Origin of the sequence: Methylobacterium sp. Leaf91 (genome assembly GCF_001422815.1) — a bacterium.
Classification (GTDB): Bacteria; Pseudomonadota; Alphaproteobacteria; order Rhizobiales; family Beijerinckiaceae; genus Methylobacterium.
The window spans coordinates 201,783-215,246 of the sequence record NZ_LMMP01000003.1; the positions used below are offsets into that span (position 1 = coordinate 201,783).

18 protein-coding genes are annotated in these 13,464 nt (G+C 64.7%); all 18 read right to left on the reverse strand.

Translation table 11 applies throughout. The features are described from left to right. Positions 1-1,040: 1,040 nt before the first annotated feature. Positions 1,041-1,316 (reverse strand): hypothetical protein, encoded by a 276-nt coding sequence (locus tag ASF32_RS04480; RefSeq protein ID WP_056424057.1) that lies wholly within the window; start codon positions 1,314-1,316, stop codon positions 1,041-1,043. Continuing rightward, complete coding sequence (locus tag ASF32_RS25150) at positions 1,316-2,728, reverse strand: hypothetical protein (RefSeq protein WP_156467687.1); 1,413 nt, start codon at positions 2,726-2,728, stop codon at positions 1,316-1,318. Before ASF32_RS25150 ends, ASF32_RS04480 begins: the two co-directional genes overlap by 1 nt. 90 nt (positions 2,729-2,818) lie before the next feature. After that, a complete protein-coding gene (locus ASF32_RS04490; RefSeq protein ID WP_156467688.1) occupies positions 2,819-3,214 on the reverse strand; it encodes a hypothetical protein in 396 nt (131 codons plus the stop codon). A gap of 47 nt (positions 3,215-3,261) precedes the next feature. Next, complete coding sequence (locus tag ASF32_RS04495) at positions 3,262-3,609, reverse strand: hypothetical protein (protein ID WP_056424062.1); 348 nt, start codon at positions 3,607-3,609, stop codon at positions 3,262-3,264. Further along, entirely contained in the window at positions 3,609-3,749 is a 141-nt protein-coding gene (locus tag ASF32_RS26310; protein WP_244483592.1) for a hypothetical protein, read from the reverse strand. The genes ASF32_RS04495 and ASF32_RS26310 overlap by 1 nt, the downstream gene beginning before the upstream one ends. A 134-nt stretch (positions 3,750-3,883) precedes the next feature. Next, a complete protein-coding gene (locus ASF32_RS26315) occupies positions 3,884-4,069 on the reverse strand; it encodes a hypothetical protein (protein WP_056424064.1) in 186 nt (61 codons plus the stop codon). A 15-nt stretch (positions 4,070-4,084) separates the two neighbouring features. After that, on the reverse strand, positions 4,085-4,231 hold the full coding sequence (locus tag ASF32_RS26320; RefSeq protein WP_244483593.1) for a hypothetical protein: 147 nt from the start codon (positions 4,229-4,231) through the stop codon (positions 4,085-4,087). A gap of 227 nt (positions 4,232-4,458) precedes the next feature. Then, positions 4,459-4,953 (reverse strand): hypothetical protein, encoded by a 495-nt coding sequence (locus tag ASF32_RS04505; protein WP_156467689.1) that lies wholly within the window; start codon positions 4,951-4,953, stop codon positions 4,459-4,461. Between the two features lie 28 nt (positions 4,954-4,981). Next, entirely contained in the window at positions 4,982-5,647 is a 666-nt protein-coding gene (locus ASF32_RS04510; RefSeq protein ID WP_056424068.1) for a DUF6441 family protein, read from the reverse strand. A gap of 6 nt (positions 5,648-5,653) precedes the next feature. Then, positions 5,654-6,007, reverse strand: coding sequence for a hypothetical protein (locus ASF32_RS04515; protein ID WP_056424070.1), 354 nt, complete (start codon positions 6,005-6,007; stop codon positions 5,654-5,656). A 3-nt stretch (positions 6,008-6,010) separates the two neighbouring features. Next, a complete protein-coding gene (locus tag ASF32_RS04520; RefSeq protein WP_056424071.1) occupies positions 6,011-6,232 on the reverse strand; it encodes a hypothetical protein in 222 nt (73 codons plus the stop codon). An 85-nt stretch (positions 6,233-6,317) separates the two neighbouring features. Further along, complete coding sequence (locus ASF32_RS04525) at positions 6,318-7,382, reverse strand: major capsid protein (RefSeq protein ID WP_056424073.1); 1,065 nt, start codon at positions 7,380-7,382, stop codon at positions 6,318-6,320. 3 nt (positions 7,383-7,385) lie between these two features. Further along, positions 7,386-7,769, reverse strand: coding sequence for a head decoration protein (locus ASF32_RS04530; RefSeq protein ID WP_056424075.1), 384 nt, complete (start codon positions 7,767-7,769; stop codon positions 7,386-7,388). Positions 7,770-7,771: 2 nt separating this feature from the next. Next, positions 7,772-8,965: a head maturation protease, ClpP-related gene (locus ASF32_RS04535; protein WP_056424077.1), complete on the reverse strand. Its 1,194-nt coding sequence runs from the start codon at positions 8,963-8,965 to the stop codon at positions 7,772-7,774. A gap of 38 nt (positions 8,966-9,003) precedes the next feature. Then, the gene (locus ASF32_RS04540) at positions 9,004-10,602 is read right to left on the reverse strand and encodes a phage portal protein (RefSeq protein ID WP_156467690.1); all 1,599 of its coding nucleotides are present in this window, start codon (positions 10,600-10,602) and stop codon (positions 9,004-9,006) included. 2 nt (positions 10,603-10,604) lie between these two features. Further along, positions 10,605-10,823, reverse strand: a complete 219-nt coding sequence (locus ASF32_RS04545; RefSeq protein WP_056424081.1) for a hypothetical protein — start codon at positions 10,821-10,823, stop codon at positions 10,605-10,607. 5 nt (positions 10,824-10,828) lie between these two features. Beyond that, complete coding sequence (locus tag ASF32_RS04550; protein ID WP_056424083.1) at positions 10,829-12,904, reverse strand: terminase gpA endonuclease subunit; 2,076 nt, start codon at positions 12,902-12,904, stop codon at positions 10,829-10,831. Further along, positions 12,852-13,448 carry a hypothetical protein gene (locus ASF32_RS24345; RefSeq protein ID WP_082490368.1) on the reverse strand — a complete coding sequence of 199 codons (597 nt, stop codon included), beginning with the start codon at positions 13,446-13,448 and terminating at the stop codon, positions 12,852-12,854. Before ASF32_RS24345 ends, ASF32_RS04550 begins: the two co-directional genes overlap by 53 nt. Positions 13,449-13,464 lie beyond the last annotated feature (16 nt).

Sequence of the window (13,464 nt, forward strand, 5' to 3'; positions counted from 1 at the left end):
TAAGCCCGACTATCTCTGCCGCTAATGCGAGGAGGCGCGCGAGCGGCAGATGGAGCAGGTAGATCGAATACGACCACGCGCCGAGCGCCACGAAAGAGCGGCTTTCGAGCCAGGGTGCGCGACCCGTAGCTGCGAGCAGAACCGCTGCGACGAATACAGCGGTAATTCCAAGGTAGATTGCGGGCGGGGTTCCACCGACATGTCCGAATGCCGTGTAGAGGGTCGCAATCGTCAGCGTTACCCAAGAGACGGCGACGTCCCGGCCCCTCACAATTTGACAAATGGAAATCCCGGCTATGAAAAACTGCACATAGTCCGGCCGAAAGAGTTTCACGATCGGGTCCCAGTACCGAACGATAGTCCCCCACTCAATAAAATCATGCCCGACGCGCAACATCACGNAACTGCACATAGTCCGGCCGAAAGAGTTTCACGATCGGGTCCCAGTACCGAACGATAGTCCCCCACTCAATAAAATCATGCCCGACGCGCAACATCACGCACGCAGATAACCAAGCCAGAGCAATTCGGGAAATGTACTCAAGGCGACCGAGCAATACGACGAAACCTATCGCGACATAGAACCACAATTCGTAGCCAAGCGTCCAATACGGCTCGACCGCATCACGGACGCCTACGAAGCTCTGAAACATCGTCACGTTGACGACAAAAGCGGTAAGTTTGAATTTTCCTAGGGCTAGAAGTGCAGCCGCAGCAGGTATCAAAGAAAACCAATATGCGGGGTACAGTCGCATAAAACGGCTAAAGGCGAACTGCCGAACAGACTGCCCTTTATCCAGCGAGAGGAGAATAACGAACCCGCTAATGATGAAGAACAGCTCGACACCCAGTTCACCTAGCTTGAAGACTCGGTCATGACGGGGTGTTCCAAACGCTACGCCCTCATAGTGATAGAGGACCACCGCCAGAGCAGCGAGCCCCCGCAGGCCGTCAATCGCCGGCATTCGGTTTTGGTGCGCCATTCTGCCTCGCCGAGTTCTGCAACTCGGCACACATAACATATTGCGCGGCGAAGCAATCTACGCGTTGGCCGCCCGGCGCGCGGCCATCTCTTCTTCGGTCGGAGGCCATGCCACTTCGCGGTCAATCGCGACCTCAGCCAGCATGTCGAGGGCGTCCCAATGCGCCTCAAACTCAGTGGCCTGTCGGATACGCTTCGGCAGCACGTACTTCCCGGCATACTGGCCGGCCTCGACCCTGCGCGGGTCTAGGCGGTTCTCGTCGCTCGCGGTCAGTTCGCGGAAGCGAGCAGCCTGCAACTCATTCATCACGTAGAACGGCATCAGATCGGCCATCAGGCAGCTCCCTTAGCGGTGAGGTAGGTGTTGAGGCGGGTGTTCAGGTTGGCGATCTCTGCCGCCGTCAGGCCGCCGCCCGAACCGAGGACGGCCAGGCGGTCGTCCGAGTACGAAGCCGTGGAGCGCAGCGCGCATCCGTTGGTCGCTGAGACGGACGTTGAGGTGACCGCCAGCGACGTGACCAAACCGTCCGCGTTGTAGATGCGCTTCGTGGTGCTCTCGACGCGACTGGCGCAGCGGAAGCCGGTTCGGGCGCCTGTCCCTGCATAGGCCGACGCCGTGCTGTCGCCGATGGCGAAGGTGTTGTTGCCCGCGTTGTTTCTGGCTGAGATACCGGCGCGCAGCGCGCCCGTGCTGCCAATGTGCCCCTGTAGGCCGACGGTCGCCGATCCGAGGTTGCACACGTAAAAGATGGAGGCGCTGTCGAGCACGAAGTTGGCGCCCGCGAAGGCGAAAGGCTCGCCGAGGTCGAGGAAGGCCGACGTCGCGTCGCCCATATAGCCGCGGTTCGCTGTGAATGCCGGCAGGTTTGTCGCCACCACCGATTTCGTCGGGTTCCGCAAGCAGAGCCGAGCCGCCTGCGCTGTTTCCGCCGCAAGCAGCGAGAGACGGTCGAGCTTGATCCAGATCCCGTCAGTCTTAAGGCCCTTCACGAGCGTGTTGACCAGGGACCGCTCAGTGCTGCTGGGCGGCGTGGTCTGTGCGTTGAGGTAGGCCGCTGCGTCCGCGTCCTCGCCACCGCCGGCACTCAGGACCGCTGTGGCGGTGCTTGGGGCGCTCGACGCCGCTGCGAGCCCGCGCACAACGTTCAACGCACCGGCTGGGACCGAAAGCGCCAAAGTCGTTGCCGACAGGGCGTTGCCGACAGAGAGCGCTCCAGTCGTAGCCGAGGCCGATACACCCGCTGCGTCGAAGCCCTTCGAGACGGTAAGAGTTGCTCCTGCCTCAGACGGGGCTGAGGTCGAAGCCGCGACCTGCTTCTGAACCGTAAGCAAGCCCGCTGAGAGGGATTGTGCTGCCGACGAAGCGGTGATGCTGGCAGTTACCGAGATGGCACCTGCCGACGCGCTCGTAGCGTTCTCTGTGGCGATAAAATTACGCTGAATAGTCAGCGCGCCGCTCGCCTGCGAGGTTGCCGCCGATGCGCCGCTAAGCCCTCCGGCGACCTGAAGAGTGGCGACGGTCTGAACCGGTGCGGTGGTGAAGGCAGAGAGGCCTCGAACGACGAAAAGATCGCCAGACGACGATGCAGATGCGTTCCCGGCTGACGAGAGCGGCCGGCCTATGGAAAGAGCCCCGCTTCCTTGAGAGTAAGCCGCGCCCGCGCCCGCAATTTGCGACACGACCGAAAGCGCGCCGGCGGAGAGGCTAAGGCTCAGCGCTGCTGCGGCCAGTTGCCCGATCGCCACCCGAGGGATGGCCGGCACTCGCACCCGTCGAACGACAGGGCCTAGCCGGACCTGTACGCGATGCGTGGAGAGGGCAGCCATCGGAAAAGATCAGTCCGAAGTCAGGGTCAGTGCGCCGATGGCGAAGCTGACCGGGTCGCCGGTCGAGACCGACTTCGAGGCGGTCAGCGCGCCGGAGAAAAGCTTGTTGCCGCCGCTCGCCGCGTCGAACACAGCGTAGTGACTGACGGTCGCCGCCGCCGCCGCGTTGCTGAAGTCGATGAGGGCGGTGTTGGCGATCGTGCCGGCGGCGTTCGGAGCGCCGAAGGTAGCGCTGGGGCGGCCGGCCGCGCGGATAGTGGTGGTGACCTCTGTTCCGCCAGTATTCGCATCGGTCGGGTCTGACGAGAATAGCCCGACGAACATGCCGGCCGGGGCAGTCGGCATTGCGGTGCCTCTCAGCCAATTCAATGCAGCGTTCTCGACGTAATCGGAAAATCCCGCCACGGTTCATCTCCTTGATTTGAGGGTAGAGGGCGACCGCCGCTAAGTCGTCAGTCGTCGCTATTGAGGCCGCCGATCCCCACGATGGACCCGGTAACGACGACGAACTGCAGGTCCCCGGTGCGGCACTCGAGTTCGTAGCGAGACCTGCGTCCGAGAGGGATCATGCGACTTTCGGCGAGACTTGGCGTCCACGTGACCTGCGATTGCTCGATATTGACGTTAAGCCCATCCGCATCGGCGCTGCGCTTCTGAAGGCCACCATCCTGCCACCGGACGCTGAGAACGAACTGCTGACCCGCAAGCAGCATCGGCGCGTCCTCCTCGTCGTAGAGCTCCCACGTGACAACGGGGAGGTTTGATCCGCGAAAGACGTCGAAGTTGAAAACGTCGGCCATCAGTTGCAGATCACGCGGACGGTGACGGCGGTGGAGGGCGCAGGCTCGAAGGGCAGCCCCGCGAGAACCGTGATCCGAGACCGCTTCGCCGCAACCGTGGCGCCCGAAAGGGTTTGCGCCGTCACGCCGCCGACGATCATCTGATCGCCTGACCACGTGGGGATGATGTCGACGTCGGGCGTTGAGCCGCATGCCGGCCACGTGAAGGTGGCGACAGCGCTGGTGTTGCTCTGGACGGTATATCGCTCGATGCGCTTCGGGGTGCCGGCGGGGCCTACCGGTCCTTGTAGTCCTTGAAGTCCGGTCGGACCTTGAGGGCCAGCGCTGCCGCTAGGGCCAACAGCACCAGTTGGACCGGCAGGACCAGCGGGGCCGACACTCCCCGTTGCGCCAGTAGCTCCTGCAGGGCCGACAGGACCGGCACTACCACTATCACCAGGACGACCAACCGCTCCCGCATCGCCTTTCGCCCCTGTCAGTCCTTGGGGGCCTGCGCTTCCCGTAGCGCCAGTTTCGCCCTTTGGACCTGCAACGCCTGACGGGCCAGGATTGCCCTGCGGCCCAACAGCGCCGGGTTCACCCTGAAGGCCGGGAGGGCCAGCAGGACCGGTACGCTGTACACCGTCGCCCATCATTGGGCTGGCAGAGCGCAGATTACTCTCGGCCGGTGAGATCAGGCTGGTGGAGAGGCAGGCGAGAAGCCAGAGGATACGCATCAGCAAGCCCTCAGCATGCCGCAGTAGAACCAATGGGCGTTGGGGTGGCCCAGGCGAGCGGCGCCATAACCCAGCACAATCACGAGCACGAAAACGGGGGCCAGCCGGCTCGTAATCTGGGTTTGAGTCAACATCAGCCGCCTCGCCCATACTGGAGTTCAGGGGCGCATTCACCGGTCGGCGCGGCGGTCGCGATGATGGAGACGAACGTCGGTTGGCTCGTGCCCAGCGTCTCCGAGGAGCGCGCCAGGAACCGTGTGCCGGTTGTCAGCGTCACGCTCTCCGACAGGCTCGACACCTTCCGGATCCGGACATCGACGTTGCACGGGTTCACGAAGCGATAGGAGGTGGCGTCGGCCGGCTTCGCGATGGCGAACTGCTTCGCCGTGGTCGTGATACCGCTGAAGATGATTGGATCGCCCGTGCCGGAGCGGACGAACGGCGTCTGGATGGTCGAGGTCGGCGCCTCCGGCGAACCGGCCAGCTTCCCATCCTTGTCGTAGATCGCGACAGGCTGGAGCGTGACGCTCACGGGAACGCCGGGCGCGATCGGCGGCGGAGCCTCGGCTGAAGCGCCGCCGAACAGGACGGCCAGGGCAAGGATCGACAGAGCGACACGTCGCATCATCGCGCTCCCCTCCATGGATAGGCTGGCTTCAGGCCTGCCAGTTGCTGGCGATGGCGCTCGGGATCCGGTCGGCCCAGCGCTTGGCGGTGGCGTCGATGTCGAAGCGCTTCCGAAGCTTCACCTGCTTCACGAGCACGAAGATCACGACGAACTGACGCCCCTTCTCGGGGCCGCTCTCCTTAATCGCACGAAAGGACTTACGGCCCTGGTAGCGTCTCGCCTGGCGCCGGTAGAAGGCGTCGGCGACGAGCACGCCACCGGTGCGGGTCGGGATGAAGCGCAGCTTGACGCCCGTCTCCCGCTCCCAGGATGCCGGGCTCAGGGTGTTGTCGGTCGAGCCCTTGGTGCGGCGCTTCGAGATCTGGCGCACGCCGGCTTCGGGCGTCGGAATGGCGAGGTATTTCCGGCCGCTGGCGACGATGGTCGCGCCGCGGTCGAACGCGTCGATCAGCTTCGGGGCGTTCGTGCTGACATAGGCGGCGGCATCGACGCTCTCGCCGGTCTTCGGGAAGGTCTGACCCCTCCAGGTATTCGCGAGGCGCTGGCCGAGGCCGGACGACGTGACGTCGTCGCGCAGATCCTGCTTCAGGCCCTCGGTTACCTGCTTCATGCCGGCCGTGACCGACTTGGCGATCTGGACCTCCGCACCTGACAGTGCCTGCCGAATGTCGGGGACCGTGGCCTTGTATCTCATGCCGGGTCAGCCCCCGGATGACGGGAAGCGGTCATCCTCGTCGTACCGAGCCTCGCAGGTGCGGACGAGTCCTTGGCTGTCGATTTTGCCGAGGTTTGTGATCTCCGCGACGCGGTTATCCTCATCGACGAACTGGATCAGATCCCCCGGCTGCGGATCGGCGACCTCGGACAGTCGCACATCAATGAGGAGTGCCGGCAGATCATACCGGTTGTCCCCAAGGCCGACGATGGCCTCGGGGACCTTCCGAATGACGCGCGCCGGCACGCCGGGGATCTCTCCCTGCCAGCGCCAGATCACATCACTTGCGAAGTTGGGGTCGTCGAAGATGCCGTTGACGACCAGATCGAATGCGCCCACCGGCTATGACCGACGTCCGGAACGTTTCGCGTCCGGATCCTCTTCCTCAGCCGGCTCGGAGCCGGGCTTGGGCGATTGAGCGGCAGTCACGTCCGGACCGCGATCGCCGTCTCCACCTTCCCCCTCGGCGGAGACGTGGGTGCCGGCGAGAAGCGCGGCCTGCGCCTCATCCCAGCCGAGATTGATCACCTCGCCGTCCTTCTTGCCCTTCTCGCGCAGACGCATGTCCGCCTCCTCTGAATGGTGAAACAGGACCAAGCGGGCACATTGAGCGCGCCCGCTTGTATCTTCATGGTCGCGAGGCCGCGCCTCAGTTGCTGGAGAAGCCGCGGACCAGGGTTGCGGGGCGCTTCACGAGCGGGAGCGGGTTCGATTCCGTGTGGATGTCGATCCCCTTGCCGAACTTCGCTCGCTCGAGAGGGGCAACGAAGACCTGATCGTCGAGGTTGGGAGCGATGTTGGTCTCGTCGATGTGGTCCGGGGGCGCCCAGTAGTTCGTGAAGGTGTCGCCGGTGCCGATCGGGAAGAACCGCACGTCGCCGTCCGGGATGAAACGCTGGACGGTCGTGGAGCCGTCCTCGTTGAGCTTGGTCGCCTGACCCCGGTACTCCTCGAACGTGATGTTCTGGAAGGTGAAGCCCTTGCGCAGGTCGTTGCGCAGCGGGTTCTGGGTGGCGACAAAGTACTTGTACGCTTCCTTCACGCTGGCGTGCGTGACGAAGCGGTCGAACCAGGACGGCGAGGCCAGCGCATGAACGCTGGTCATGGTATCGCCGAGCAGATTGTCCTCAATGTACCCCGAGACCTCGCGGCACTTGCTGCCGACGTCGGTGCCCGCCGTGCCGAGAGCGAAGTCAACGGCCTTCTGGGTGATGCCGAACTCGGTGAAGAGGTTGATCAGCGGCGAGCCGTCGTAGTCCCGGATCACGCCCGCGATGGCACTGACGCGCAGGCTCTCCAGGGTGATCGCGTGCTTGCGCCGCATGGTGATCAGCTTGCGGTTGACCATGCCGAGCACCGTTTCCAGGCCCGCCGCCGAAGCGACGCCACCGCCTCCCGCCCGCATCAGCATGTTCTGCACGTCGAGCGCCAGCACACTGTCGTCGTGCGGGATGTGCGGAACGAGGAACGCCTTCAGCCGGGCGCGCTCGGGCGTGCCGAGAGTGGCCGGCGCGCCGCGCTGCCGCGTCGGCAGAAGGTTGAGCACGCCGTTGCGGATGTCGATGGTCACCGACGTGGTGGCGATCGGCTCATCGTTGAACAGGCCGAGTTCGTTCAGACGCCCGTAGCTGTTCGGGACGACGTTGACGCTGTCCGTCAGCGAGCTCGCCGAGAACGCAGCGTTGTTGATGATGTCGAGGATGATATCGGGCATGTCTCAGGCTCCTTCACGAACCTTGATGCCCACGGTGCGCAGCTGGCCGATGGCCGCCGCGCGCTTCGTCGCATCATTGATGGTGGATCCCCAGGTCAGGCCTGCATGGCTGACCAGGGCATGGCTTTCGACGACGACGCACGGCGCGTCGGCGGACGTGGCATCGACCGGCGCCACGAGGATCGCCGTTGCGGTCTGCGAACCGTCCGATCCGGCGGCAGCGGCCGGAACGTACTTGCCGGTGGCGGTCACCTTGGCGAGCACGGTGCCGGAGGCGAGGATGCCCGAACCGGCGGCGACAATGCCGGTGCCGCGCGAGTAGTAGGATCCCGCCTCGTACTTGAGCCAGTCGCTCACGTAGACGGGGCTGTTCAGAGTCGTAGCCATGATCAGGCTCCCTTCTTCACGAGGCCAGAGCGCTCAAGCTGAGCGCGCATGTTGGACTTGGCGGCTTCTGGTCCGGCGACTGCCGGGGGCTTCTCCGCAGTGTGATGGGACGAGACGGCGGTCGCCTCATCCCTTGCGACGAGCTTGTCAAAGAGAGCGGCGACCGCCTGTTCGATGGTCTTTCCGCCCCCAATGAGTTCGGCCGTAATCCCCTCAGGGATGTCCGGATTGACACGGCGCGCGAGCGCGACGCGGTTCTTGATCTCCCCGGCAGCGTCGATGCGGTCCTTGGCCTGTGCCACGGTCGCGCCTTCGGCGATGAGGTTTGCCGCCATGGCCGGGACCCCGCCTGCCACGCAGAGGGTCACGATTTCGGAAGCGTCGGCGCGAGACATGCTCGTGGAGTTCGCGGCAGGCTTGGCGCCGTCGACGGTAGCGGCCAGAGCCGCGCTCGGGTTCGGGGGGATGGCGGGACCGTTGCCCGCCGGAGGTGTCGCCATGAAATGCTCCTGGTGGCGGGGGGAAAGGGCAGCTGCGGTTGCCGCTGCAGCGGGAAGGGGGCGCTTCGACCACCCCTTCGCGTCCGCCATCGCCACAAGGCGCTGCGGAGCATGGGCGTAGGCGCGAAACGGAAAGGGGGCGGGTTCGTTGGTGTTGGCCGCGCCGACGCGATCGGCGTAGCCTTCGGACACGGCATCCTCGGCGGTCAGCCAGGTCTCCGCCGACATCTCAGCGCGGATATCCTCGATCGGGCGTCCGGTCGCGGCGGTGTAGATCGTAGCCATGCTCGCGCACACGACTTCGAGGTAAGCCTTGCTCTTGTCGTGCTCGGCCGCATCGCCATGCGTGGCGACCGAGGCGTCGTGGACCATCATCATGGACCCGGCCGCCATGACACGCTCTGCGCCCGCCTGAACGATGATGGAGGCGGCGGAGGCCGCGAGGCCCTCAACCACCGTGGTGACCTTGCCCTTGTGCGCGGTGAGAACGGCGTGGATGGCGAGCCCTTCGTGAGCGACGCCTCCGCTGGAATTGATCCGCACCGTCACGTCGGCGTTCGGACCGAGCGATGCCAGCGAGTGCACCACGTCGGAGGCGGTGAAGCCCTCATCCCAGAAGGAGCCGCCCACCATGCCGTGAAGCAGTAGCGCCCCATTGACTACGAGGTTGCGGCCAGGGCCGTAGCAATAATCCATGGCAAGTCTTTCGGTTGTCTTGTGGCTCGCGGCCGCGCTCAGTCCGACGGAGCGGTTCCGGCTGCCGGAGGATCGCCCGCGCTGGCCGCGACGCCGGCCGATCCGGCCTTCTGGCGTCCGTCGCTGGCGTAGGTCAGCCCAAGCGCATCGGCGCGGGCATTGTCTTGGGCGTTCTCGGCGTCGATCGCCTCGGAGTCGTAGCCGCCCTCGGAGACCTTCTGAGACCGCGTCGAGAAGCCGGCGCGGATCTCCATCTGCTTGCTCTCGACGTCCTGGACCGGGTGGATGTACGGCCAGGCCTGCGGGGTCCATTTCACCGCATAGGCATCCTGGCGCCGCATGCCTGCGGGGAGCACGAGCGCCCCTGACAGAAGCGCGAGGTCGATCCACCGGATCCAGACCGGGCGGCAGACCTGGAAGACGACGTGATGGTGCTGCCAGCCCTCGACCGCTCGACGAAAATCGTTCAGCGCCGCACGCAGCGTGCGGTCATTCAGCTGGCTGTAGTCGCCGCTCAACAGCTCGTAGAGCGTGCCCGCTGCTGTCGCGATGCCGCGCAGGGACTGCCGGACGAATGCCTCGAAGTTGGGCCCAACATCCTTCGGGTCGCTGAAGGTGACGTCTTCGTCGTCGTCGAGCACCTGCAGCGTGCCAGGCTCGAACGCTAGGCTTGCCGAGCCGGAGGCGTCCGCATCGTCCGCGCCGAGGGGCGATTCACTGTCGGCAACACGCTTGATGAATCCGACGAACATCGCCGAGTTCTTCTTACGAACGAGTTCGGCGTTGAGGTATCCGTTGAGGTCGTAGAGCGTCTGGAGCGCGGGGGCGAGCCAGGGCTCGCCGCGGTCCTGGCCCGGCCGCATGGCCCGGTAGAGGTGGCAGATATCGGCCGCTTGGACGAGCGTCTGGTTGAGGGCGGACGAGTTTCCGAGAATGCCGTCGCCCGGGTGTTCCCGGTACAGGTAATAGCCGGTCCGCGCGCCGATCGCATTGTACTGGATTCCCTGCCGGACGTTATTGGCAGGATTGTTCTTGAAGACGTCGCAGTGGTCGCCCTCAAGAACCTGCAGTTGTAGCGGCACGGCCAGCCCGTCCGAAATCCGGCGGGGCCGCATCCGGACAAAGCTCTCGCCGCCCTCAATCATTCCGCGGACGGCGATGGCCTGGAGGCCATAGAAATCGTGGGCACCGATGGAATCGGCCTGATCCGTCCAATCCCACCACAGGCGCGTGACAGCCTGGCGAAATTCCTCGCTGGCCTTGTTCGCCGCCTTCGTCTGGGTCTTGGTCATCCCGACGGTCGAGATCGCCGCCGTGCTCTGCGGCTTGATCCCGGTGCCGACGATGTTCGTGACCAGCCGATCAATGGCGGCCCGAGCGTATGGATTTTTCCTGGCCTGATCGCGGGACTTCCGGCGCAACTCGTCCAGCGTATAGGCAAGCGCCGTGTTCGGACCGTAGCCCCCCACTCGCCACGCGCGCGAACGGCGTCCGAAGCCGCCCGCCGCATCATACGGCGCGGCCTCTCGGCCGACCTCCGAGCCCACGACCGCCCCGGACAAGTCCACAGAGGCAGTGGCTGGAGCCGAAACCCGCGTCGCCTTTCCGCGACCTTTCACCCGAGCGGTTCCGCGCACGTTCAGTACCCGCCCGAGGACGTCATGACGATGCGACGGGTTCTCGTGCGGCCCGGGCGGGTCGCCGATGCGACGTCCCTCTCCATGTCGACGAGGATCTGCCGCATCTCACTCAGGGAGCGGTAGGTGATGCGGCCCCGCTCTGGATAATCGACGGTGAGAGCGCCCGAGCCAATGGCCTGCTTGAGGCTGTCGATCTGCTTCTGTGTGTATCCGGCCATGCTGGCTACCTCATGAACCGGCTGCGGACGACGCTGCGCCGCCCGCGCTTATGCTGGCCAGCCAAGATGGCGGCGGCAGCTTCGGAAGGGATGGCGCCATCGCCGATGGCGACCGCTCGGTCCCGCTCGATGCCGAGGACCCCCTCGAGATCGCGCCAATGGCTCTCGCGCCACCGGTCCCAGCCGCGCATGGCTGCGAGGCCGCGAGCATAGTTCGCGCAGTCGAGCACCTCGTTGCGCCGACCGCCGATCGGCACCCATTCGCGCCGGGTTCTTCCCCGGGAGACGTGAGTGATCAGCTCTTCGGACGTCAGCTGCTTGACCTGATCCTCAGTGACGTCCTGCGGGAGGTGCACGAAGCCGGCCGGAAATGGCTGATCCTTGGCCGGCCGCTGAAGTGCTAGGCACCCCATCAGCTCTTGCTTTGCGAACGAGACGCCGACCCTGACCGTCTTCAACCCGCGGCGCAGCTTCTTTCCAGCGGGCGTTGAATCCTTCGCGCCAACGCCGAGGAACGCGCCAGCGTAGCTGTCTTGTCCGTCGACCGCGTGGACGTTCCCCCGGCCGGCCTGGGACCGGACGAAGGCGTAAACCTCTGATGTGAAGCCGCTGGAATCGATGCCCCAGTCTCGAACCGAGATCTCCGCGCCGCTTGCGTGATCCCAGGTCTCCGAAAACATGGCAGCAAGGTCGTTCCAGACCTCAGCGCGGTTGGTGTCGCCGGGAAGGACCCGATGCTCGACCAGCCAGCGCTCCCGATTTCGGCCAAACCCCCAGACGCCTACCTCAAGCCTGTCTTTCTGGACGTCGACCCCCGCGAAGAGAACCAGAGCAGCAATAGAGACCGTCCCGGACAGGTCGCCGTCACGTCGGCCGTAAACGTCTTGCCATTCCGGTGCATCAGCGCCTTCTTTCCAGGTCCTCGCGAGCTGCGTGTTGAAGAATGTCCGCAACGCCTCCGGTCCCCGCCGTAGCGCCCGAGCGAATTTCGCCACCGTCTCGCGAATGGTCTGCTTCGGCGCGTAGAGCTTGGAGGCCTGGAACCCAGCATGGTCGTTCGGCACCGCCTCGGTGCCGCAATGGATGCACAAAGCCCTTCGGACTCCGTGGGCCTCGGGCGCCCAGCGCTCAGGAGACTGATTTTCGCCACAGCAGGTGAACGACCGGGTCTGCCGCCACTCGATTTTGCGCAATGCCACAAGGCGCTGCGACTCGGTCCAAGGCTTCTCGCAGTTCACGCATTCGATGCGGGCCGAAGAGGCGTTGATCTTGCCGCCCTCATCCTTCTCGAACCGGACCCTCTCCCATTCCAGGCTCTGCCAAGTCGGGCAGTGCGGGCATTTTACGAACGCCCTGCGCTGATCGCTCTCCTCATACGAGGCCTCGATCGCACTGCGACCAGCAACAGTCGGGGAGCAAGCCCGAACCGACAAGCTGTTCGCCTTAAACTCCGCCTGCCGTTCTTCCGCGAGGTCAATGGGCGATCCCTCGCCGCCGGCCGAGAGCGGGTACTTGTCGATCTCATCGCAGGTCAGCAGCCGGATGGGGCGCATCGCGAGGTTGGTTGGGCTGTTCGAGCCAACGAGGGTGATGTGCCCGCCGGGGAACTGCTTGTGCGTCAGCGTCGCCCCGGAATCCTTGGCCTTAGCGTCCCCAAATATCTCCCTCAGGACCTCAGTGTCCCGGATCATGGGCGCCAGCCGATCCTTCGAAAAGGTCTCGGCTGCGTCGTCCTTCGGCTGGACCACCAGGATCGGGCACGGGTCGATGTGCATGAACCGTCCGAGAATGTTCTCGATCACGGTCGTCTTGAGGAGCTGCGTACATGCCATCAGGGTGATGACGCTGACGCCCGGCTCGGTCGCCGCGAGCATCGGACCACGGGCCACCTCGACCCGGGAGACGATGAAGCGACCGCCGTTCGATGATTCCTTGCTCAGTCGGCGATGACGCTCCGCCCACTCGACCACGTTCAGATCAGGCGTTGGGGTTTTGCCTTTGATCCAGGCCGCCGCGAGGCTTCCGAGGTCACTCGAAGCGGGCGGGAGGTTCACCGATCTCCTGGAGATGCTGTTTGACATGCGCGTTCAGGATCGTCGTCAGCGCGCGAGGGTCGATCTTCAGTTCGTCCGCCATCTCCACCGCGACCCGCGCTGGCCAGGCAAGCCAAGCGTCACGAAAATCACGGGCGGTGTCGAAGAAGAGCTTTTCAGCAGCTTCACGATCAACAAGGCGCCCCGACTGCTCCGATTGATCCAGGTCACGCTGCCGAGCTTTGAGGATCAGCTCGGCGGTGCGCGTTTTGCCAAAGTCGATCCCCTTGCCATCGTCACGCATGCCCTCTTCGGCAAGTACGCGGGCGATAAGCGTGACAGCCTCACGAGCATCTGCGGCGGTACGCACCTCAGCTGACTGGTGCGTACCGCCAGTGCGTACCTTCTCATTGGTACGCACTCTGGTACGCACGGGGTCGGTAGTGCTGCCCCAGGCCTCGCGAGCCGCAACCGGATCGATGTTCCCGTTGGGTAAGCGACTGATACGATTTGAAGAAACAGCTTTCCTTACTGCCCCCTCGGAGACACCGAGGATCTTGGCCAACTGCCTTTGCGAGACGCCATCTGCCATGGGTGCGTACCTAGAA

What these genes read in the sequence shown, in the direction of transcription:
- ASF32_RS04535 (WP_056424077.1), bottom strand. Translation starts at nt 8,965, where the DNA reads ATGGATTATTGCTACGGCCCTGGCCGCAACCTCGTAGTCAATGGGGCG.
- ASF32_RS26310 (WP_244483592.1), bottom strand. Translation starts at nt 3,749, where the DNA reads ATGATCGTCGGCGGCGTGACGGCGCAAACCCTTTCGGGCGCCACGGTT.
- ASF32_RS04510 (WP_056424068.1), bottom strand. Translation starts at nt 5,647, where the DNA reads ATGAGATACAAGGCCACGGTCCCCGACATTCGGCAGGCACTGTCAGGT.
- ASF32_RS04505 (WP_156467689.1), bottom strand. Translation starts at nt 4,953, where the DNA reads ATGATGCGACGTGTCGCTCTGTCGATCCTTGCCCTGGCCGTCCTGTTC.
- ASF32_RS04520 (WP_056424071.1), bottom strand. Translation starts at nt 6,232, where the DNA reads ATGCGTCTGCGCGAGAAGGGCAAGAAGGACGGCGAGGTGATCAATCTC.
- ASF32_RS24345 (WP_082490368.1), bottom strand. Translation starts at nt 13,448, where the DNA reads ATGGCAGATGGCGTCTCGCAAAGGCAGTTGGCCAAGATCCTCGGTGTC.
- ASF32_RS26315 (WP_056424064.1), bottom strand. Translation starts at nt 4,069, where the DNA reads ATGCGGGAGCGGTTGGTCGTCCTGGTGATAGTGGTAGTGCCGGTCCTG.
- ASF32_RS04530 (WP_056424075.1), bottom strand. Translation starts at nt 7,769, where the DNA reads ATGGCTACGACTCTGAACAGCCCCGTCTACGTGAGCGACTGGCTCAAG.
- ASF32_RS04495 (WP_056424062.1), bottom strand. Translation starts at nt 3,609, where the DNA reads ATGGCCGACGTTTTCAACTTCGACGTCTTTCGCGGATCAAACCTCCCC.
- ASF32_RS04525 (WP_056424073.1), bottom strand. Translation starts at nt 7,382, where the DNA reads ATGCCCGATATCATCCTCGACATCATCAACAACGCTGCGTTCTCGGCG.
- ASF32_RS04480 (WP_056424057.1), bottom strand. Translation starts at nt 1,316, where the DNA reads ATGGCCGATCTGATGCCGTTCTACGTGATGAATGAGTTGCAGGCTGCT.
- ASF32_RS04550 (WP_056424083.1), bottom strand. Translation starts at nt 12,904, where the DNA reads ATGTCAAACAGCATCTCCAGGAGATCGGTGAACCTCCCGCCCGCTTCG.
- ASF32_RS04545 (WP_056424081.1), bottom strand. Translation starts at nt 10,823, where the DNA reads ATGGCCGGATACACACAGAAGCAGATCGACAGCCTCAAGCAGGCCATT.